The sequence below is a fragment of the Streptomyces sp. NPDC057743 genome (assembly GCF_042798755.1).
Lineage (GTDB): Bacteria > Actinomycetota > Actinomycetes > Streptomycetales > Streptomycetaceae > Streptomyces.
Window position 1 is genome coordinate 201,340 of the sequence record NZ_JBHVJX010000012.1, and the last position, 21,136, is coordinate 222,475.

A 21,136-nucleotide genomic window follows, 5' to 3' on the forward strand; every position below is an offset into this window, starting at 1 on the left:
ACCCGGTGACCTGGGCCGGGGCATCCCGTAGGGGATCCCCGGCCCGCCCTGCGGGATGTCCCGGATTTCGCGCGTCGGATTATTACGGCGGGATGAAATCCCGGGCCCTCGGCGTTGGCCCGTGCGAACAGACGACGCACGGGAGGCATCGGGTGGCGGGGACGGACACGGCACACAAGGGTTGGGCTCGACGGCTGAGCCGGGACTGTTGGCGGTATCGCAAGGACGCCGTGCTGGCGCTCCTCGCCTCGCTCGCGGGGATGGCCGTCACCGCCCTCGTCCCGCTCATCCCGAAGCTGATCATCGACGACGTGATCGTGCGGCACGAGCGGTCCCTCGCCCCCTGGGCGACGCTCCTGATCGCCGCCGCCGTCGTGGTCTACGTCCTCACCTACCTCCGTCGCTTCTACGGCGGCCGGCTCGCCCTGGACGTCCAGCACGACCTGCGCACCCGCATGTTCGACGCGATAGCCCGGCTCGACGGGCGCCGGCAGGACGAGCTGAGCACCGGCCAGGTCGTGGGCCGCGCCACCAGCGACCTCCAGCTCATCCAGAGCCTGCTGTTCATGCTCCCGATGATGATCGGGAACGTCCTGCTCTTCGCCGTCTCCCTGGCCGTGATGGCAGTCCTCTCCCCGCTGCTGACCGTCGTCGCGCTGGCCGTCGCCCCGGCCCTGTGGTTCATCGCCCGGCGCAGCCGCGCCCGCCTCTTCCCCGCCACCTGGTACGCCCAGGGGCAGGCCGCCGCTGTCGCCACCGTCGTGGACGGCGCGGTCTCCGGAGTCCGGGTCGTCAAGGGCTTCGGCCAGGAGGACCAGGAGACCGGCAAGCTGCGCGCGGTCAGCCGCCGGCTGTTCGCCGCCCGGCTGCGCACCGTCCGCCTCAACTCCCGCTACACCCCCGCCCTCCAGTCCGTCCCCGCCCTCGGCCAGGTCGCGATGCTGGCGCTCGGCGGCTGGATGGCCACCCAGGGCCACATCACCCTCGGCACCTTCGTCGCCTTCTCCACCTACCTCGCGCAACTGGTCGGCCCGGTCCGGATGCTGGCGATGATGCTGACCGTCGCCCAGCAGGCCCGGGCCGGTGTGGAGCGGGTCTACGAGCTCATCGACACCGAGCCGACCATCACCGAGTGCCCGGACGCCCACGCACTGCCCGCCGACGCCCCGGCCACCGTGGTCTTCGACGAGGTGACCTTCGGCTACGGCCCCCACCACGACCCGTCCGCCCACGCCCCGTCCACCGCCGACGAGGACGGCCGGTCCGACGCAGGCGCCCGCGCCGATGCCGCGCCCGCGCCCCGCCCCGTCCTGGACGCCTTCTCGCTGCGCATCGACGCCGGCGAGACCGTCGCCGTCATCGGCACCTCCGGCAGCGGCAAGTCCACCGTCTCCCTGCTGCTGCCCCGCTTCTACGACGTCACGGCCGGCCGCATCCTGGTCGGCGGCCACGACGTCCGCGACCTCACCCTGGAGTCGTTGCGCGCCGCCATCGGCCTGGTCCCCGAGAGCAGCTTCCTGTTCTCCGACTCCATACGGGACAACATCGCCTACGGCCACCCCGAGGCCACCGACGAGCAGATCCGCGCCGCCGCCCGCGCCGCCCAGGCCGACGGCTTCATCAGCGAGCTGCCCCACGGCTACGACACCGAGGTCGGCGAGCAGGGCCTGACCCTCTCCGGCGGCCAGCGGCAGCGGATAGCGCTGGCCCGCGCCATCCTCACCGACCCCCGGCTGCTGGTCCTCGACGACGCCACCTCCGCCGTCGACGCCCGCGTCGAGCACGAGATCCACGAGGCGCTGCGCGGCGTCATGGCCGGCCGGACCACGCTGCTGATCGCCCACCGCGCCTCCACCCTCGCCCTCGCCGACCGGGTCGCGGTCCTCGACGGCGGCCGACTGGTCGACATCGGCACCCAGGAGGAGCTCACCGAGCGCTGCCCCCTCTACCGCCGACTGCTCACCGACCCCGAGGAGTTGGGCGGCGTCCCGCACGACCCGGCCGGCGCCGTGGCCGAAAGGGGTCTCCCCTGCTCGAACGGAGCTGAGAGCTTGGGGAACTTCGACGGCGAGTCCGCCGCGTCCGGCACCACCGCCCTGCTGGAGCCTGCCACCGACGCCCCCCGCCGCTTCCCCACCGAGGCCCTGGTCGACGGCGACCCGGAGGAGCCCGCCGCCGACCCCGCCGCCGCGGCCGCCACCGGCGGCATCACCCCCGAGCTGTGGGTCCGCCGCGAGCAGGAGGCCGAGGAGGGCGCCGCCGGCACCGCGCCCCGCGCGGCCACCACCGCCGCCGCCGGCCCCGGCATCGCCGCCGCCATGGCCGGCGCCCCCGCCACCCCCGAACTCCTCGCCCGGGTCGCCGCGTTGCCCCCGGCCACCGACACCCCCGACATCGACGAGGCCGCAGCCGTCCGCCCCGAGCGCTCCTACGGCCTGCGCCGCCTGCTGCACGGCTTCGGCAGGCCGCTGCTGCTGGCCCTCCTGCTGGTCGCCGTGGACGCCCTCGCCTCGCTGCTGCTGCCGGTCCTCATCCGGCAGGGCATCGACGACGGCGTCCGCCGCGGCGTCCTCGCCGGCGTGTGGACCGCCGCCGCCCTCGCCCTGGCCGTGGTCCTCGTCCAATGGGCCGCCCAGATCGGCGCCAACCGCATGACCGGCCGCACCGGCGAACGCGTGCTGTATTCCCTCCGGTTGAAGATCTTCGCCCAGCTCCAGCGCCTCGGCCTGGACTACTACGAGCGCGAGCTGACCGGCCGGATCATGACGCGGATGACCACCGACGTCGACGCCCTGTCCACGTTCCTCCAGACCGGCCTGGTCACCGCCGTCGTCTCGGTCCTCACCTTCCTCGGCATACTCGTCGCCCTGCTCGTCATCGACGTCCAGCTCGCCCTGGTCGTCTTCGTCACCCTCCCCCCGCTGATCCTCGGCACCTACGTCTTCCGCAAGCGCAGCGTCAAGGCGTACGAGCTCGCCCGCGAGCGGATCAGCACCGTCAACGGCGACCTCCAGGAGAACGTCGCCGGGCTGCGGATCGTCCAGGCGTTCCGCCGCGAGGGCCACGGAGCGCAGCGGTACGCCGGGCACAGCGACGCCTACCGCCGGGCCCGGGTGCGCGGCCAGTTCCTGATATCCGTCTACTTCCCCTTCGTCCAGCTGCTGTCGTCGGTGGCGTCCGCCCTGGTGCTGATCGTCGGCGCCGACCGGATCGCCGGGCACACCCTCAGCGCCGGCGCCCTGGTCGCCTACCTCCTCTACATCGACCTGTTCTTCGCCCCCGTCCAGCAGCTCTCCCAGGTCTTCGACGGCTACCAGCAGGCGTCCGTCTCGCTCGGCCGGATCCGCGAGCTCCTCGCCCAGCCCACCTCCACCCCGCCCGCCGCGGACCCCCGCCCGGTCCCCGCACTGCGCGGCGAGATCACCTTCGACGGCGTCCACTTCCACTACGGCGACCACGACGAGTTGGCCCTGGCCGGCGTCGACCTGACCATCCCCGCCGGCCAGACCGTCGCCTTCGTCGGCGAGACCGGCGCCGGCAAGTCCACCCTGGTCAAGCTGGTCGCCCGCTTCTACGACCCGACCTTGGGCGCGGTCCGCGTCGACGGCACCGACCTGCGCGAGCTGGACCTGACCGGCTACCGCCGCCGACTCGGCGTCGTCCCCCAGGAGTCCTACCTCTTCGCCGGCACGGTCCGCGACGCCATCGCCTACGGCCGCCCGGACGCCTCCGACGCCGAGGTGGAGGCCGCCGCCAGGGCCGTCGGCGCCCACGCCATGATCGCCACCCTCGACGGCGGCTACCTCCACGAGGTCGCCGAGCGCGGCCGCAACCTCTCCGCCGGCCAGCGCCAGCTCCTCGCCCTGGCCCGCGCCGAACTCACCGGCCCCGACATCCTGTTGCTCGACGAGGCCACCGCCGCCCTGGACCTGGCCACCGAGGCCGTCGTCAACCAGGCCACCGACCGGCTCTCCGCCCGCCGCGCCGACACCGGCTCCCGCACCACCCTGATCGTCGCCCACCGGCTCACCACCGCCGCCAGGGCCGACCGGGTGGTGGTCCTCGACCGCGGCCGGATCGCCGAGGACGGCACCCACGCCCAACTCCTCGCCCAAGGCGGCCGGTACGCACAGCTCTGGCGGACCTTCACCGGCGAGGAAGAGGCCCTACGGGTGTGAGCGCGGCGCGTAGGCGGGGGCTGGTGGCGCCCCGGATGCGCCGATAGGTTCGGCGCGACCTGACGTCACTCACGGGAGGGCCCATGCGCACGCGCAAGAGAGGGTTGCTGACGCTCGCCGCACTGATAGGCGCGGTGAGCGTCAGCGCACCGACCACCGCCGCCTCCGCCGCCGGCCGGGACGGCACCGACATCAAGGACCGCCTCCTGGCGATCCCCGGCATGCACCTCGTCGAGGAGCAGCCGGTCGACGGCTACCGCTACTTCGTCCTCACCTACACCCAGCCGATCGACCACCGGCACCCGGACCGGGGCACCTTCCAGCAACGGCTGACCGTGCTCCACAAGTCCGTGGACCGCCCCACGGTCTTCTACACCTCCGGCTACAACGTCAGCACCACACCGTCCCGCAGCGAACCCACCAAGATCATCGACGGTAACCAAGTCTCCCTGGAATACCGCTACTTCACCCCCTCCCGCCCGGTGCCCACCGACTGGAAGAAACTGGACATCAAGCAGGCCGCCACCGACCAGCACCGCATCTTCCAGGCCCTGCACGCCCTCTATCCCAAGAACTGGATCGCCACCGGCGGCAGCAAGGGCGGCATGACGGCCACCTACTACCGCCGCTTCTTCCCGCACGACATGAACGGCACCGTCGCCTACGTCGCCCCCAACAACACCGACCGCACCGACACCCGCCCCTACGACCGCTTCTTCGCCACCGTCGGCACCCCCGCCTGCCGCACCGCCGTCGGCAAGATCGAGCGCGAGGCGCTGCTCCGCCGCGACGAGATGGTGAACCGCTACGAGAAGTGGGCCGGCGACAACAAGCGCACCTTCCGCCTCATCGGCAACGCCGACCGGGCCTACGAAGTCCTCGTCACCGACCTGGTCTTCGGCTTCTGGCAGTACCAGCCGGCCAAGACCGCCTGCGCCGAGCTGCCGGCCCCCACCGCCTCCACCGACACCCTGTGGACCTGGATCGACAAGGTCGGCGGCTTCGACTCCTACACCGACCAGGGCCTTGAGAAGTACCAGCCGTACTACTACCAGGCCGGCACCCAGCTCGGTGAGCCCAAGTACCACTACCCCCACCTCCGCGGCCTGCTGCGCTACCCGGGCATCAACAACTCCCGCAGCTTCGTGCCCCGTTCAATCCCCATGCCCTTCGACCGGCGCGCGATGCCCGACGTCGACCGCTGGGTGCGGCAGCACGCCACCCGCATGATGTTCGTCAACGGGCAGTTCGACCCCTGGAGCGCCAAGCACTTCCAACTCGGCCGCGGCGCGCGGGACTCGTACCTCTACACCGTCCCCGGCGGCAACCACGGCTCCAACATCGCCCAGCTCAAGGACGCCGACCGCACCAAGGCCACCGCCTCGCTCCTCACCTGGGCCGGCCTGCCGGTGCCCGCGAGCGGCCGGGCCCTCGCCCAGGCCCCCTACAACGCCACCCTGGACCGACCGCAGCGCCACCAGGAGTTGACCCTGCGCCCGTAGGGCCACAGGCGCCTACGGGCCCGCCCGCGCACGGCCCGTAGACACCAGGGTGCGCTCCTCTCTTCCCGCCGTACGACGCGAAGAGAGGAGCGCGCGCACCCACCGCGCCTCGCTGCTGGGGCCTGTCCGATGGGGCAGGGGCGAGGGCCTATCCGACCCTGACCCTCGGACAGGCCCTAATACCGCAGCCCGTGCCCGATTTGATACAGCGCCCGGTGCGGCGCGTCCGCGCGCATTATCGGCACCGGCAGCCGGCCCGCCGGATCCCGCCGCCCGGCGATCACCCGGGCCGCCGCCCGCAGCTCCACGTCCGTCCACGAATAGCTCGCCAGCGCCGCCCGCACCCCGTCCAACACCGCGATGTCGTAGGGATTCCGGACCGCCAACTGCACCACCGGCTTCCCCGTCGCCAACAGCTCCGCGACCAGCACGCGCTGCGCCGACGACGCGGTGACGTCATACGTGGCCACCACCGCCGCATCCCGCTCGGCCAGCGCCGCCCGCGCCCGGGCGATCAGCTCCCGGGACGGCGCCGTCCCCGTGGACAGCGCGGTCGCCGCGAAGCCCAGCCCGGTCAACTCCCGGGCCAACACCTTCGTCGGCGGCCCGCCGGTGCCCGACGGCGCGTCCGGATCCGCCCCGGCCACCAGCAGCCGGCCGGTCCGCCGCCGGGACAGCGGCAGCAGCCCGCCGTCGTTGCGCAGCAGCGTGGTGGTGCGGTCCGCGATCCGGTCCGCGGCGGCCCGGTGCGCGCGCACCCCGACCACCTGGTCCACCTGCTGCCGCGAGGTGTACGGATCGGCGAACAGCCCCCGGCGCTCCTTCAGCAGCAGGATCCGCAGCAGCTTGGCGTCGACCTCCCGCTCGCTCAACTCCCCGTCGCGCAGCGCCCGGACGACCGCGCCGTGCGCGACGGACAGGTCCGGCGGGTTCAGCAACTGGTCCACGCCGGCCTTCAGCGCCAGCACCGGCACCCGGGCGTCCCCGTACTTCACCCGGACGCCCTGCATCCCCAGCGAGTCCGTCACCACCACCCCGTCGTAGCCGAGCCGCTGCCGCAGCACGCCGGTGACGATCGGATGGGACAGCGTCGCCGGATCGCCGCTGGGATCGAGGGCCGGCACCACGATGTGCGCGGTCATCAACGAGTCGATCCCGGCCGCGATCGCCGCCTTGAAGGGCGGCGCGTCCAGCCGCTCCCACTCCTGGGCGGAGTGGTGGATGTAGGGCAGCCCGACATGGCTGTCGGTGTCGGTGTCGCCGTGCCCGGGGAAGTGCTTGGCGCAGGCCGCCACCCCCGCGCCCTGGTAGCCGTGCACCTGGGCGGCGACCATACGGGCCACGGCCTGCGGATCGGCGCCGAAGGACCGCACGCCGATGATGGGGTTGGCGGGGTTGACGTTGACGTCGGCGTCCGGTGCGTAGTCCTGCCGGATGCCCATCGCCAGCAGCTCCTGCCCGGAGATCCGCCCCGCCTCCCGGGCGTGGTCGACGGACCTGGCGGCGCCCAGCGCCATCGCCCCGGGCAGCAGCGTCGCCGGCGCCCCGATCCTGGCCACTATGCCGTGCTCCTGGTCGGTCGAGATCAGCACCGGGACGGGGACGCGCTGGGTGGCGGCGGCCTTCTGGATGCCGTTGGAGAGCGCGGCGATCTGGTGCGGATCGCGGGTGTTGTGCGCCCAGCCGAAGTAGATGATGCCGCCGACGTGGTACTTGGCGATCAGCTCGGCGGCGTTGGCGACGCCGATCTCCTTGCGGTTGGCGGCGACGTCGGCCGGGTCGGGGTCGGTCGCGGAGTGCCCGTACACCCGCATCACGAAGAGCTGCCCGGCCTTCTCCTCCGGCGTCATCCGGGCGATGAGCCGACGCAACCGCTCACGGGTGGCGCGCGGGGCCGGTGGGGCGGGGGAGGGGGCGGCGTCCGCCGGGCCGGTGCCCAGGGCGGCGGCCGCGGCGGCAGCGGCGGCGGTGGTCAGGACGGTACGTCTGGAGTGCATCTGCGCTCCTTCCGGGGGGCTTCCTCGAACGCATGAAGGAAAGAGAACGTCCAAGGAGTCACGGATAACCGGAAAACCGGGACCGGTCAACGACGACGAGGGCCGGCGCCGCCCAGGGATTGCGGGCGGCGCGGGGGTGTGGTGGGGGCGCCCGCCGCACTCCCGCACGAACGCACCCTCGCACCCCCGCACGACGGCCGGCGAGCGGCTCGCGTGACCGTCCGTCAGACGCTGCCCTTCTGACCTCTTCCACCACCCCCGCCCCCGGCCGCGCCGCCGACCAGCCGCTTCAGAGAGGCCCGGCCCCCCGCCAACAGCCCCGACAGCTCCGCCGCCCCCGGATACCACCGCTTCTCGTACTCCCAACACAGCCATCCCCCGCTCTCCGGCCCGAGCGCCGCCACCACCTCCGCCAGCGGCAGCACCCCCGCCCCCAACGGAAGCGGCGTCAGATCCCGAGCCGACGCCACGTCCTTGACCTGCACATATCCCAGATGGCGGCCCAATGCGGCCCGGGTCGCGGCCGGCGCCTCCCCACCGAGCCAGCCGTGCAACACGTCCCACAGCGCCCCCACATGCGGATGGTCCACCGCCGCGAGGATCCGCGCCGCCGCCGCGCCGGTGCGGTGCGAGTCGTGGGTCTCCAACAGCACCCGCACCCCGCGCTCCGCGGCCAGCGGCGCCACCGCGGACAGCCGACGGACCGCGTCCGCCTCCGCCCGCTCCACCGGACGGCCCCCGCCCCCGGGGAAGACCCGGACGTACCCCGCCCCCAAGTCGGCCGCCAGATGCACCAGTTCGGCCAGCTCGTGCGCCAGCGCCGCCTCCGCCGCCGCATCGGCGCACTCCGCCGCGACCCTCGCGTACCCGGCGACGGCCAGCACCGCCACCCCCGCCGCCGCGAACCGCCCCCGCACCGCGGCCCGTTCGCGCGCCCGCAGCCCCAGGTGCACCGGCTCCTCGGGATGCGCCCGCAACTCCACCCCCTGATAGCCGCACGACACGGCCAACCGCACCACCTCGGCCACCGGCAACCCCGGCACCCCGAGCGTGGAGAACGCCGCCCGCACCCCCACCGGGCCGCCGCCCCCGTCCCTGCCGCCTCGCATACCGGCCTCCCACCGTCACAACTGCACGCGGATCAGCGCCTGTTACGCACCCTTGTTGGTGATCTGCTCCGCAGGCTAGCGTCCCTCACGACGCAGCCGCTCGTTATCCACAGGCACCCCTCGCCGACTGTCCACAGGCACTCCTCCGCGCACCCCCTGTCCCCACTCCGTCCCCGCCGCACGCGGGAGAGAGGCCGGGCCATGACACGCCGGACCGTACGCATCGCCATGAACGGCGTGACCGGGCGCATGGGCCACCACCAGCACCTGGTCCGCTCCCTCCTCGCCCTGCGCGACCAGGGCGGACTCCCCCTGGACGACGGCACGGTGCTCTGGCCGGAGCCGGTCCTGGTCGGCCGCTCCGCGCCGCGCGTGCGGGCGCTGGCCGACCGCCACGGCCTGGCCTGGAGCCGCGACCTCGACACCGTCCTGGCCGACGACAGCGTCGAGATCTACTTCGACGCCCAGATCACCGCCGCCCGCGAAGGGGCCGTGAAGAAGGCGATCGCCGCCGGAAAACACCTCTACGTGGAGAAGCCCACCGCCACCGGCCTCGCCGGCGCCGTGGAACTCGCCCGGCTCGCCCAGGAGGCCGGTGTCAAACACGGCGTCGTCCAGGACAAGCTGTTCCTCCCGGGGCTGCGCAAACTCCGCCGCCTGGTGGACGGCGGCTTCTTCGGACAAGTCCTGTCCGTACGCGGCGAGTTCGGCTACTGGGTCTTCGAGGGCGACTGGCAGGCGGCCCAGCGCCCCTCCTGGAACTACCGCGCCGCGGACGGCGGCGGGATCGCCGCCGACATGTTCCCGCACTGGGAGTACGTCCTGCACGAGCTGTTCGGGCCGGTCCGCGCCGTCCAGGCCCGGGTCGCCACCCACCTCCCGCGCCGCTGGGACGAGTCCGGCGCCCCATATGAGGCGACCGCGGACGACGCCGCCTACGCCCTCTTCGAGCTCGACGGCGGCACCCTCGCCCAGATCAACTCCTCCTGGGCGGTCCGGGTCCACCGCGACGAACTGCTGGAATTCCAGGTCGACGGCACCGAGGGCTCCGCCGTCGCCGGGCTGCGCCGCTGCCGCGTCCAACACCGCGCCACCACCCCCAAACCGGTCTGGAACCCCGACCTCCCGTCCACCGAACCGTTCCGCGACCAGTGGCAGGAGGTCCCCGACAACGCCGCGTTCGACAACGCCTTCAAGGCCCAATGGGAGCTCTTCCTGCGCCACGTGGTGGCCGACGCGCCCTGGCACTGGGACCTCTGGGCGGGCGCCCGCGGCGTCCAACTCGCCGAACTGGGCCTGCGCTCCTCGGCCGAGGGCCGCCGGCTCCCCGTACCGGAGCTGTCCCGTTGACCGGCCCGCCGACCGCGACCCCCAACGGGCGGCCCCCACAGCCGCGCTCCCGTACGGTCCTCGCCGCCGCCCACGTGGTCGCCGACCCCCGCGCCGACACCAACCCGGACGGCCCGGCCGCCCTCGACTGGGACGCCACCCTCGCCTTCCGCCACCACCTCTGGGCACACGGGCTGGGCGTGGCCGAGGCGATGGACACCGCACAGCGCGGCATGGGCCTGGACTGGCCCGGCGCCGCCGAGCTGATCCGCCGCTCGGCCGCCGAGGCCCGTACCGTCGGCGGCCGCCTCGCCTGCGGCACCGGCACCGACCAACTCCCGCCAAGCGGCGCCACGTTGGCGGACGTCCGAGCCGCCTACGAGGAGCAACTCGCCGTCGCCGAGGACGCCGGCGCCCAGCCCGTCCTGATGGCCTCCCGCCAACTCGCCGCCCTCGGGGCCGGCCCCGACACCTACCGCGACCTCTACGGGCACCTACTGCGCCAGACCACCCGTCCGGTGATCCTGCACTGGCTCGGCCCGATGTTCGACCCGGCGCTGGCCGGCTACTGGGGCAGCCCGCACCTCGACACCGCCACCGAGACCCTCCTCGACATCGTCGCCGACAACTCCCGCGCGGTGGACGGCGTCAAGGTCTCCCTCCTGGATACCGGCCGGGAGGTCGCGCTGCGCCGCCGGCTCCCCGAGGGCGTGCGCTGCTACACGGGCGACGACCTCCACTACCCGGAACTGATCGCCGGCGACGCCCACGGCTTCAGCGACGCCCTCCTGGGCGTCTTCGACCCGCTCGCCCCGTTGGCCGCCGCGGCCGTCCGCCACCTGGACGCCGGCGACCCGGCCACTTTCCGCGCCGTCCTGGACCCGACCGTCCCGTTGGCCCGCCACCTCTTCCAGCCACCCACCCGCTACTACAAGACCGGCGTGGTCCTGCTCGCCTGGCTGGCCGGACACCAGTCCCACTTCACCATGGTCGGCGGCCTCCAGTCCGCCCGCTCGCTCACCCACCTGCGCCGCGCCCACCAACTCGCCGCCGCGCTCGGCCTGTTCCCCGACCCGGACCTGGCCGCCACCAGAATGCGCGCCCTCCTGGCCGTCCACGGCATCGAGGAGCCGGTCACCCCATGACGGACCCCAACCCCTCCCGCGCCCGGCTCCTGAACCGCCTGAGCCTCAACCAGGAGACCCTGAGGCAGTGGTCGCTGCCCGAACTGGCCGACGGCTGCGCTCGCGCCGGCCTGCGGGCCGTCGGCCTGTGGCGCGCGCCGGTGCACGCCTACGGGGTGCGCGCCGCCGCCCGCCTCCTACGGGACGCCGGCCTCACCGTCAGCACCCTGTGCCGGGGCGGCTTCTTCACCGCCGAGGACCCCGCCGAGCGCGCGGCCGCCCTGGCGGACAACCGGGCCGCCATCGAGGAGGCCGCGACGCTCGGGACCAACACCCTGGTCCTGGTCTCCGGCGGCCTGCCACCCGGCAGCCGGGACCTCCCCGGCGCCCGCGAACGGGTCGCCGACGCCCTCGCCGAACTCGCCCCGTACGCCGCCGCGCACGGCGTACGACTGGCCCTGGAACCGCTGCACCCGATGTACGCGGCGGACCGCTGCGTGGTCTCCACCCTCGCCCAGGCCCTCGACCTGGCCGAACGCTTCCCCGCCGCCCAGGTGGGCGTCGCCGTGGACACCTACCACCTGTGGTGGGACGACACCCTCACCACCCAACTGGCCCGCGCGGGCGGGGAAGTAGCCAGGGGAGCGACCGGGGGAGTAGCCAGGGGAGCGACCGAGAGGGCGGCCAATCCAGAACGGCGGCCAGCGTCCCCACCTCCGCCCCCCTCCCGCATCGCCGCCTTCCAACTCGCCGACTGGATCACGCCACTTCCGGAGGGCGTCCTCCTGGGCCGCGGGCAGTTGGGCGACGGTTCGGTGGACCTGCGCTGGTTCCGCGAACGCGTCGACGCGACCGGCTACGAGGGCCCCATCGAGGTCGAGATCTTCAACCCGTCCCTGTGGTCCCGCAACGCCGCCGAAGTCCTCACGGAGATCATCACCCGCTTCACCCAGCACGTCACTTGACCTCCACAGGGCCCCGCCGGAACGTCCGTGCAGACTCGCCCCCGCCCCTCGCGCGCCGTGGCTGTATCCCCCCACCCCCGAACCCACCCCCGCCCCCTCCCCCGAAGGGGGAGAGGGGGAGGGGGCGGGGGAAGCGCCGGCCTCGTCCCTCCGGCCCCGCCCCGCCCCTCCCACACCCCGCCTCCCGCCCCCGCTGTCACCCCCCGGCGGTACCGTCGAGGCATGGTCAACGGAGCTGTGGTGGAGGGGGTCCTGGAGCGGATCACCTACGCGAACGAGGAGAACGGCTACACGGTCGCCCGCGTCGACACCGGCCGTGGTTCCGGCGAGCTGTTGACCGTCGTCGGGGCACTGTTGGGGGCGCAGCCGGGCGAGTCGCTCCGCCTGGAGGGCCGTTGGGGCTCCCACCCCCAGTACGGCAAGCAGTTCACGGTGGAGAACTACACCACCGTCCTGCCCGCCACCGTCCAGGGCATCCGCCGCTATCTGGGCTCGGGCCTCATCAAGGGCATCGGCCCCCGGATCGCCGACCGCATCACCGAGCACTTCGGCATCGACACCCTGGACGTGATCGAGGCCGACCCCGGGCGCCTGATCGAGGTGCCGGGCCTCGGCCCCAAGCGCACCAAGCTGATCGGCGCCGCCTGGGAGGAGCAGAAGGCCATCAAGGAGGTCATGGTCTTCCTCCAGGGCGTCGGCGTCTCCACCTCCATCGCCGTGCGGATCTACAAGAAGTACGGCGACGCATCGATCTCGGTGGTGAAGAACCAGCCCTACCGCCTGGCCGCCGACGTCTGGGGCATCGGCTTCCTGACCGCCGACAAGATCGCCCAGTCGGTGGGCATCCCGCACGACAGCCCGGATCGGGTCAAGTCCGGCCTCCAGTACGCCCTTTCGCAGTCCACGGACCAGGGCCACTGCTTCCTGCCCGAGGAGCAACTGATCGCGGACGCGGTGAAGTTGCTCCAGGTGGATACCGGCCTGGTCATCGACTGCCTGGCCGAGCTGGCCGAGGACCCGGAGGGCGTGGTCCGCGAGAAGGTGCCAGGACCGGACGGCGGTGAGTCGATCACCGCGGTGTATCTGGTGCCGTTCCACCGCGCCGAGATCTCCCTGGCCGGCCGGCTGTCCCGGTTGCTGCGCACCGACGACGACCGGATGCCCGCGTTCCAGGACGTGGACTGGGACAAGGCGTTGGCCTGGCTGTCGCGGCGTACGGGGGCGCAGTTGGCGCCGGAGCAGCGGGACGCGGTCCGGCTGGCGCTGACGAGCAAGGTCGCGGTGCTCACGGGTGGGCCGGGCTGCGGCAAGTCGTTCACGGTCCGCTCGGTGGTCGAGTTGGCCCGCGCCAAGCAGGCCACGGTGGTGCTCGCGGCCCCCACGGGCCGGGCGGCCAAGCGGTTGGCGGAGCTGACCGGCGCGGAGGCGTCCACCGTCCACCGCCTGTTGGAGCTCAAGCCGGGCGGGGACGCCGCCTACGACGCCGACCGCCCGTTGGACGCCGATCTGGTGGTGGTCGACGAGGCGTCGATGCTCGATCTGCTGCTGGCGAACAAGCTCGTCAAGGCGGTGCCACCGGGCGCCCATCTGCTGCTGGTCGGGGACGTGGACCAGCTCCCGTCGGTCGGCGCCGGCGAGGTGCTGCGCGACCTGCTCGCCGGGGAGGGGACCGCGCGTAGCGCGTCCGGCCACGGCGATGGTCGGGCGACGGGCGGGACTGTGCCGGCGGTCCGTCTGACCAGGATCTTCCGCCAGGCCCAGCAGTCCGGCGTGGTCACCAACGCGCACCGCATCAACTCCGGCGTCCCCCCGCTGACCAGCGGTCTTCCGGACTTCTTCCTGTTCCCCGAGGAGGACGCGGAGGAGGCGGCCCGGCTGACGGTCGACGTGGTGGCCCGCCGCATCCCGGCGAAGTTCGACCTCGATCCCCGTCGGGACGTCCAGGTGCTGGCCCCGATGCACCGCGGCCCGGCCGGCGCGGGCTCGCTCAACGGCCTGCTCCAGCAGGCGGTCACCCCGGCCCGCCCCGATCTGCCGGAGCGCCGTTTCGGCGGCCGCGTCTTCCGCGTCGGCGACAAGGTCACCCAGATCCGGAACAACTACGAGAAGGGCCGCAACGGCGTCTTCAACGGCACCGTGGGCGTGGTCACCGCCCTCGACACCGTCGAGCAGCAACTGACGGTCCTCACCGACGAGGACGAGGAGGTCCCCTACGACTTCGACGAACTGGACGAACTGGCCCACGCCTACGCGGTGACGATCCATCGCTCCCAGGGGAGCGAGTATCCGGCGGTGGTGATTCCAGTCACCACCAGCGCCTGGATGATGCTCCAGCGCAATCTGCTCTATACCGCCGTGACCCGGGCGAAGCGCCTGGTGGTGCTGGTCGGCTCCCGAAGGGCCCTCGGGCAGGCCGTGCGGACGGTATCCGCCGGTCGGAGGCACACCGCGCTCGCCCACCGGCTCGCCGGAGCGATCTGAGGTCTCCCCCCTTTCGTAATCGGGGCGAACGGGAGCAGGATGGACCCCAACGCGGCACTCAGTGCCGCGATGAGGCCCTATGGCCGACCCCGAGTGCACATCCAAGGTCCAAATGGGGGAAGGTATAGGCAGTCAGGGCACCTCGAAGAAGAGGCACAACGTCGGTGAGGGATGACGTGAGCGACAACTCTGTAGTACTGCGTTACGGGGACGGCGAATACAGCTACCCGGTCGTCGAGAGCACGGTCGGCGACAAGGGCTTCGACATCTCGAAGCTGCGCGCCCAGACCGGTCTGGTGACCCTGGATTCCGGTTACGGCAACACCGCGGCGTATAAATCCGCGGTCACCTATCTCGACGGTGAGAAGGGCATCCTGCGGTACCGCGGTTACCCGATCGAGCAGCTCGCGGAGCGCAGCACGTTCGTGGAGACCGCCTACCTCCTCATCAACGGTGAGCTGCCGACCGTCGACGAGCTGGCGACCTTCAAGCAGGACATCACGTACCACACCCTGCTCCACGAGGACGTCAAGCGCTTCTTCGACGGCTTCCCGCGGGACGCCCACCCGATGGCGATGCTGTCCTCGGTGGTCAGCGCGCTGTCGACGTTCTACCAGGACAGCCACAACCCGTTCGACGAGCAGCAGCGGTACATCTCCACGATTCGCCTGCTGGCCAAGCTGCCGACCATCGCGGCCTACGCGTACAAGAAGTCGGTCGGCCACCCGGTCGTCTACCCGAGCAACGACCTCGGCTACGTGGAGAACTTCCTGCGGATGACCTTCTCGGTCCCCGCCGCCGAGTACGAGCTGGACCCGGTCGTGGTCAGCGCGCTCGACAAGCTGCTGATCCTGCACGCGGACCACGAGCAGAACTGCTCGACGTCCACCGTGCGCCTGGTGGGCTCCTCGCAGGCGAACCTCTTCGCCTCGATCTCGGCCGGCATCAACGCCCTCTGGGGCCCGCTGCACGGCGGCGCCAACCAGTCGGTGCTGGAGATGCTGGAGGGCATCCGGGACGCCGGCGGCGACGTCGACACCTTCATCCGCAAGGTGAAGAACAAGGAAGACGGCGTGAAGCTCATGGGCTTCGGGCACCGCGTCTACAAGAACTTCGACCCCCGGGCGAAGATCATCAAGGCGGCGGCGCACGACGTCCTCTCGGCGCTGGGCAAGGAGGACGAGCTCCTCGACATCGCCCTGAAGCTGGAAGAGCACGCGCTGGCCGACGACTACTTCGTCGAGCGCAAGCTCTACCCGAACGTCGACTTCTACACCGGCCTGATCTACCGGGCGATGGGCTTCCCGACCGAGATGTTCACCGTGCTCTTCGCGCTCGGCCGGCTGCCCGGCTGGATCGCCCAGTGGCACGAGATGATCACGGAGCCCGGCTCCCGCATCGGCCGCCCGCGCCAGGTCTACACCGGCGTCGTCGAGCGCGACTTCGTGCCCGTCCAGGAGCGCTGAGTCCGGCCGCTGCGTAACGGCCGGACGAGGCCGGCCGTTACGCACTGGTGATCGATAATCGCGCAAACGCGATCGTGGCGCCCCTTCCGGCGCCGTGATGCGGGCGCACACATGCGAAAGCGCCCCGCCTCCGGATCCCCCCACGGGTCCAGAGTGCGGGGCGCTTCCCATGTCCCGGTGCGGATTCCCCCCACGGGATCCGGCCGGGCGTTTTGGGTTGCACCGCGCTCTGCCGGGACGCGCACATACGGGAGGGCCGCTCAAAGCTCCCCGGGCGCGTCGCCCCGGCCAACGCAGAGCCGAGACGGTCCCCCAAGACCGACACGGCTTTCGCAGTGCAAGCCCCGCCGGGGTGCTTGCACTTGCCCGGTTAGACTCGCGACCCCCCTCAATGGTTACGTTCCGAAGAGTGTGATCTGAGTCTCATGTCATATAGGGGCGAATCTGGTCAAGGGCTTCTTTTAGGAGATCAACGCCCGGAGGTATGGGTGTTGTGCCAGTTGTAAGGGTGATGTGAATTTTTGCGCCCTCGTCCTGACATTGTGACCGTTCGTCGCTGATCGTCCCGGTCTGCCGCGATTACCGTCGGTGTCCGATCTGGGGGCGATTTCGGCCCGCCGGAAGCGCGCACGCGCGAGGCGCAGGACGCCCCGCCGTGAACGGGTGCGTCCCGCGCCTCGTCGTCGTGGAGCGCCGCGGATTCGCCGCGGATCAGACCTGGCCCACGAGCTCGTAGCCGGCCTCGTCGACCGCCGCGCGCACCGCGGCCTCGTCCAGCGGCGCCTTCGACGTGACGGTCACCAGGCCGGACGCCGCGACCGCCTGCACCGCGCTCACCCCGGCGATCTCGCCGATCTCGGACGACACCGCACCCTCGCAGTGCCCGCAGGTCATGCCCGTGACCTTGTAGGTGCTGGTCACCGCGCCGACCTCGACGGCGGCGTCGCCGCCGGTCTGGCAGGAGCCGTCAGGGGTGCAGCAGGAGCTGTTCTCAGCCATGGGTCTCTCCTCGTGGTGCCGTGTGTGCCGACATGTGCCGGTGCGGGCCGATACGGCCGTTGCGCTCAGTGTGGTGCCCAAGTGGCGCGAGGGAACGCAGTGACGGTCGATGTCGGCTTCCCGACTTCCGTCACTGTATACCCCCTAGGGGTATGAATCCAGTCCCGGATCTCCCCACCCGCACGCGTTGCCGCCCGCCCCGCCGCGCGTCAGCCTGGGGATACGGACTCGGGGCGCGGATGGGAGGAGGCGGTCGGATGGACGGCACACTCGCCCTCTACGGCCTGCTGGCGCTCACCACCCTGCCGCCACTGGTCCCCAACTCCGCGCTCCTGGTCTCCGCCGGCGTCCTCGCCTCCGAAGGCCACGCGGTCCTCCCGCTCGTCCTCGCGATCGTCGCGGGCAGCGCGCTGCTCGGCGACATGCTGATGTACCTCGCCGCGCGCCGCTTCGGCGGCCCCGTCCGCGCCTGGCTGCTGCGCCGCCCACACCGCCGCGCCGCCCTCGAATGGACCGCCCGCCGCATCCGACGTCACGGCGTGCCCTTCGTCATCGCCGTGCGGTTCCTGCCCAGTGGACGGATCGCCGGCGCCCTGGCCTCCGGCGTACTGCGCTACCCGCCGCGCAGGTACCTGCTCGGCGCCGGCCTCGCCGAATCCCTCTGGGCGACCTACTCCGTCGGCCTCGGCTACCTCGGCACCGCCGCCGCCGGCAACCGCCTCTACGCCGCCGCCATCGGCATCGGCGCCTCCGCCCTCGTCGCCACCGCCGGCACCGCCGTCCAATGGCTGACCCGCCGTCGCGCCCTGCGCGCCCGGGCCGCTCGTCGAACTCCCGGCGAAACCGCGGGAGTCGACCCGCGATCCGCCCCGCAACCCGACCGCGAAGAGGGCGACGACCAGGCGTCATCCACCGCCGCCGTGTGATCGGACGTCGAGCGCGGCGTGACTGTCAGTGGTCGTCCGTACCGTTGGTGTCATGACGGAACGAGAAGTCGAAGCGACGGAACGAGAAGCGGAAACAAGCCAGGCCGGTGCAAGGGGAGTTGACGTGGGGGAAGCCGAAGTGCAGAAGGTGGCGAAAGGTGCGCAGGTGGGCGGGCCGCGCGTGCCGCGCACTCCGCCCGACGTGCGGATCGAGGCGTGGTCGACGGACGGCCTCGACCTGCTGCGCAAGGCCAACACCCCCGAGATGACACGGCACGTGGGTGGCCCCGAGACCGCGGACCAGCTCGCCCGGCGCCACCTCAGATACCTCGGCCACCTCGACGACGAGGAGCCCGGCCGGATGTACCGCATCATGCTCCTCCCGGAGGGCGAGCCCGTGGGCACGGTCGGCTTCTGGGAGAGTGAGTGGCGGGGAAAGCCCGTCTACGAGACGGGTTGGAGCGTGCTCCCCGACTTCCAGGGCCGTGGCATCGCCTCGGCCGCGGTGCACCAGGTCCTCGCCGCGGCCGCCGCCGAAGGCCGTCACCGCACCGTCCACGCCTTCCCCTCCGCGGCCAACGCCGCATCCAACGCGGTATGCCGCAAGGCCGGTTTCACCCTCATAGGGGCGTGCGATGTCGAATACCCCAAGGGGCATCTGATACGGGCCAACGAGTGGCGGGTGACGCTGCGGTAGTGCGGGGCGGTTCTCCAAGAGGCGCTCCGTCGGCCCCACTTGGCGACGCCGTCAGCATCTCGGCCTCCGCTTCTGCCTCTGCCTTCGCCTCAGCGCAGCAGGGCGAGGCTGGCGAGGGCCGTGAAGGCCAGCACCAGCCAGGTGAAGGCCCTCTGGTCGATGCGGTGCACCAGCGCTCGCCCGGCGAACGCACCGGCCACCACGGCGAGCGCCAACAGCCCGTCCAGCGCGAGCCCGTCCGCCGTGATCAGCCCCAGCCCCACGCTGAACGGCACCTTGACGAGATTGACGAGCAGGAAGAACCACGCACCGGTGCCCAGGAACCCGAGCATCGCGAAGCCCGAGGAGAGGAGGTACAGCGACATCGCCGGCCCGCCGGCGTTCGCGACCATGGTGGCAAACCCGGCCAGCAGCCCGAACACCGCCGTTCGCAGACGGTGTTGATGCTCCGGTGCGCCTAGGGCGGGGGTTGGTTGCCGCACGTCATGCACCGCCGCGCGGGAGCGGATCTGCTGCCACCCGTGGTGCAGCGCGACGGCGAGCAGCAGCCCGCCGATCGTGCGCCGCATGACGGTGTCGTCGGTCCACGCGATGAACGCCACACCCAGCAGCACCCCGGCCGCCACCGACGGCAGCAGCCGGAGCAGCACGGCCCGGTCGGCATGCCCGCGATAGGCACGGACGGCCAACACATCGCCCACGAGGAGCAGCGGAAGGAGGGCCCCGGTGGATTCCCTGGCCGGGAGCACGGAGGCGAAGAGCGCCACACTCAGCGTGCCCACGCCGCTGATGGCGGTCTTGGAGACCCCCACCAGCAGCGCGGCGACCACCAGCACGACGAACGGCACGACGCCCAGTTGCGCCACGGGGCCGACGGCCAACTGCTCGGTCACGAGGCCGACTACGGCACCGCTACCGGTCACGCGCCGGGCGCCGCCCCGCCGCCCGCGGCGGCCCGCACCTCCGCGACGGCCACCGGCTGACCGGTCCGCCGCGAGAGGTCGCACGCCTCCGCGACATACAGCGCCTCCAACGCCTCGGCGGGAGTGCAGGGGCTGGGCGCCCGACCCGCGGCCACCTCGACGAAGACGCCCAACTCGGTCACGTACGCGTCGTGGAACCGCTCCATGAACGTGGCGTACGGGGCCTCCGCCCGCTGCCAGGACAGCTTCGTCTCGGCGGACGGCATCGGCGCCCGGTCGTCCAGTCCGACGAACCGGGCGCCCTCGGAGCCGCAGACCTCCAGCCGGACGTCATGGCCCGCGCCGTTGTAGCGGGTCGCGGTGACCGTGGCCAGGGTGTCGTCGTCGAAGCGGAGCAGCGCGGCACAGGTGTCGACGTCATCGCCCTCGGCGAAGAAGTCCGCGCCCCGGTTGGCGCCTTGGGCGTAGACGGAGACCACCTCGCGGCCCGTCAGCCAGCGCATGATGTCGAAGTCGTGGATGCTGCAGTCGCGGAACAGCCCGCCGGAGGTCGGGATGAAGGCCGCCGGCGGCGGTGACTGGTCGCTGGTGCAGGCGCGCAGGGTGTGCAGCCAGCCCAGTTCACCGGAGCGCAGCGCCTCCCGGGCCGCGCGGTACCCGGCGTCGAACCGGCGCTGGAAGCCGATCTGTACGGGCACAGTGCCGGCCTCGGCGCGCGCCACGACGGCGAGGGTTCCCGGTACGTCCAGGGCCACCGGCTTCTCGCAGAACACCGGCACGCCGGCGTCCAGGGCCTGATGGATCAGCGTGGCGTGCGCACTGGTCGCGGCGGTGATCACCACGGCGTCCACTCCCGCCGCGTACATCGCCTCGATGCTGTCGGCGGCCGTCACGCCCAGGGTGTCCGCGAGCGCGGCGGCCCGCGCCGGGTCCGCGTCGGCGACCACGAGGTCGGTGACGCCGGGGACGTTCTGGAGGGTCGCGGCGTGGAACGCGCCGATGCGCCCGGTGCCGATCAGACCGATCTTCATGGGGGTCCCTTCGGGAGAGGGGGTGGGTGGGGAGCGAGGAGCCCACTGCTGGGGGGCTGGAGTAGGGGGACGCCTGGGCTGGCCGGGTCCCCGGCCGGGGCATGCGGCGGGGGAGGGAGAGATGTGGGAGAGATACCGGAGGTGTGCAGAAGGCGCGAGACGCAATTGGAACGGTCCAATCGGTGCGTCATCCGGCACCCTGCATGTCCGTATGTCTGGATGTCAACCCCCGTGCGATGGCGCACTGGTGGCGCCGTGGGGCGCTGAACGCGCAGGAATGGAGGGAGGGATGGGACTGCTTGGCTGTGCAGAAGAGGGGGCGGGCTGGCGTCAGCCGTCGGCCTGTACCGTCCCCACCCCGCGCCATCCCCATTGACGCTGACCTGGCCCGATGAAAGGATCCGCCATC

The 21,136-nt window shown here is 72.3% G+C and carries 14 protein-coding genes; 9 read left to right on the forward strand and 5 right to left on the reverse strand.

The window, feature by feature from the left end; genetic code table 11:
- The first annotated feature begins 152 nt into the window (after positions 1-152).
- Positions 153-4,178, forward strand: a complete 4,026-nt coding sequence (locus ACFVFQ_RS16475) for an ABC transporter ATP-binding protein (protein ID WP_383415532.1) — start codon at positions 153-155, stop codon at positions 4,176-4,178.
- An 83-nt stretch (positions 4,179-4,261) separates the two neighbouring features.
- The gene (locus ACFVFQ_RS16480; RefSeq protein ID WP_383415535.1) at positions 4,262-5,680 is read left to right on the forward strand and encodes a S28 family serine protease; all 1,419 of its coding nucleotides are present in this window, start codon (positions 4,262-4,264) and stop codon (positions 5,678-5,680) included.
- 176 nt (positions 5,681-5,856) lie between these two features.
- Here ACFVFQ_RS16480 and ACFVFQ_RS16485 read toward each other — a convergent pair whose 3' ends face one another.
- Complete coding sequence (locus tag ACFVFQ_RS16485) at positions 5,857-7,677, reverse strand: glycoside hydrolase family 3 protein (protein WP_383415538.1); 1,821 nt, start codon at positions 7,675-7,677, stop codon at positions 5,857-5,859.
- 224 nt (positions 7,678-7,901) lie between these two features.
- Positions 7,902-8,747 carry a sugar phosphate isomerase/epimerase family protein gene (locus tag ACFVFQ_RS16490; RefSeq protein ID WP_383415651.1) on the reverse strand — a complete coding sequence of 282 codons (846 nt, stop codon included), beginning with the start codon at positions 8,745-8,747 and terminating at the stop codon, positions 7,902-7,904.
- Positions 8,748-8,987: 240 nt separating this feature from the next.
- On the opposite strand from ACFVFQ_RS16490, the gene ACFVFQ_RS16495 reads away from it, so the two are divergent.
- From ACFVFQ_RS16495 to ACFVFQ_RS16515, 5 genes are all read left to right on the forward strand, one after another.
- Positions 8,988-10,136 carry a Gfo/Idh/MocA family protein gene (locus ACFVFQ_RS16495; protein ID WP_383415540.1) on the forward strand — a complete coding sequence of 383 codons (1,149 nt, stop codon included), beginning with the start codon at positions 8,988-8,990 and terminating at the stop codon, positions 10,134-10,136.
- Entirely contained in the window at positions 10,133-11,260 is a 1,128-nt protein-coding gene (locus ACFVFQ_RS16500) for a dihydrodipicolinate synthase family protein (protein WP_383415543.1), read from the forward strand. Before ACFVFQ_RS16495 ends, ACFVFQ_RS16500 begins: the two co-directional genes overlap by 4 nt.
- Positions 11,257-12,204, forward strand: coding sequence for a sugar phosphate isomerase/epimerase family protein (locus ACFVFQ_RS16505; RefSeq protein ID WP_383415546.1), 948 nt, complete (start codon positions 11,257-11,259; stop codon positions 12,202-12,204). The genes ACFVFQ_RS16500 and ACFVFQ_RS16505 overlap by 4 nt, the downstream gene beginning before the upstream one ends.
- 222 nt (positions 12,205-12,426) lie before the next feature.
- The gene (locus ACFVFQ_RS16510) at positions 12,427-14,685 is read left to right on the forward strand and encodes an ATP-dependent RecD-like DNA helicase (RefSeq protein ID WP_383415549.1); all 2,259 of its coding nucleotides are present in this window, start codon (positions 12,427-12,429) and stop codon (positions 14,683-14,685) included.
- A gap of 176 nt (positions 14,686-14,861) precedes the next feature.
- A complete protein-coding gene (locus ACFVFQ_RS16515) occupies positions 14,862-16,151 on the forward strand; it encodes a citrate synthase (RefSeq protein ID WP_376566471.1) in 1,290 nt (429 codons plus the stop codon).
- A 711-nt stretch (positions 16,152-16,862) separates the two neighbouring features.
- On the opposite strand, the gene ACFVFQ_RS16520 is transcribed toward ACFVFQ_RS16515, so the two are convergent.
- Positions 16,863-17,150: a heavy-metal-associated domain-containing protein gene (locus tag ACFVFQ_RS16520; protein ID WP_383415553.1), complete on the reverse strand. Its 288-nt coding sequence runs from the start codon at positions 17,148-17,150 to the stop codon at positions 16,863-16,865.
- A 257-nt stretch (positions 17,151-17,407) separates the two neighbouring features.
- On the opposite strand from ACFVFQ_RS16520, the gene ACFVFQ_RS16525 reads away from it, so the two are divergent.
- Both ACFVFQ_RS16525 and ACFVFQ_RS16530 read left to right on the forward strand, forming a co-directional pair.
- Positions 17,408-18,076: a DedA family protein gene (locus ACFVFQ_RS16525; protein WP_383415556.1), complete on the forward strand. Its 669-nt coding sequence runs from the start codon at positions 17,408-17,410 to the stop codon at positions 18,074-18,076.
- A gap of 202 nt (positions 18,077-18,278) precedes the next feature.
- The gene (locus tag ACFVFQ_RS16530) at positions 18,279-18,773 is read left to right on the forward strand and encodes a GNAT family N-acetyltransferase (RefSeq protein ID WP_383415653.1); all 495 of its coding nucleotides are present in this window, start codon (positions 18,279-18,281) and stop codon (positions 18,771-18,773) included.
- An 89-nt stretch (positions 18,774-18,862) separates the two neighbouring features.
- Here the strand turns inward: ACFVFQ_RS16530 and ACFVFQ_RS16535 are convergent, their stop codons facing one another.
- Together ACFVFQ_RS16535 and ACFVFQ_RS16540 are read right to left on the reverse strand one after the other, a co-directional pair.
- Positions 18,863-19,666, reverse strand: a complete 804-nt coding sequence (locus tag ACFVFQ_RS16535; protein WP_383415559.1) for a sulfite exporter TauE/SafE family protein — start codon at positions 19,664-19,666, stop codon at positions 18,863-18,865.
- A gap of 26 nt (positions 19,667-19,692) precedes the next feature.
- The gene (locus ACFVFQ_RS16540) at positions 19,693-20,727 is read right to left on the reverse strand and encodes a Gfo/Idh/MocA family oxidoreductase (protein WP_383415566.1); all 1,035 of its coding nucleotides are present in this window, start codon (positions 20,725-20,727) and stop codon (positions 19,693-19,695) included.
- Between the last annotated feature and the right edge of the window lie 409 nt (positions 20,728-21,136).

Excerpts from the sequence above, each read along its gene's own strand:
- ACFVFQ_RS16480 (WP_383415535.1), top strand. The coding sequence starts at position 4,262 with ATGCGCACGCGCAAGAGAGGGTTGCTGACGCTCGCCGCACTGATAGGC.
- ACFVFQ_RS16485 (WP_383415538.1), bottom strand. The coding sequence starts at position 7,677 with ATGCACTCCAGACGTACCGTCCTGACCACCGCCGCCGCTGCCGCCGCG.
- ACFVFQ_RS16495 (WP_383415540.1), top strand. The coding sequence starts at position 8,988 with ATGACACGCCGGACCGTACGCATCGCCATGAACGGCGTGACCGGGCGC.
- ACFVFQ_RS16505 (WP_383415546.1), top strand. The coding sequence starts at position 11,257 with ATGACGGACCCCAACCCCTCCCGCGCCCGGCTCCTGAACCGCCTGAGC.
- ACFVFQ_RS16510 (WP_383415549.1), top strand. The coding sequence starts at position 12,427 with ATGGTCAACGGAGCTGTGGTGGAGGGGGTCCTGGAGCGGATCACCTAC.
- ACFVFQ_RS16520 (WP_383415553.1), bottom strand. The coding sequence starts at position 17,150 with ATGGCTGAGAACAGCTCCTGCTGCACCCCTGACGGCTCCTGCCAGACC.
- ACFVFQ_RS16525 (WP_383415556.1), top strand. The coding sequence starts at position 17,408 with ATGGACGGCACACTCGCCCTCTACGGCCTGCTGGCGCTCACCACCCTG.
- ACFVFQ_RS16540 (WP_383415566.1), bottom strand. The coding sequence starts at position 20,727 with ATGAAGATCGGTCTGATCGGCACCGGGCGCATCGGCGCGTTCCACGCC.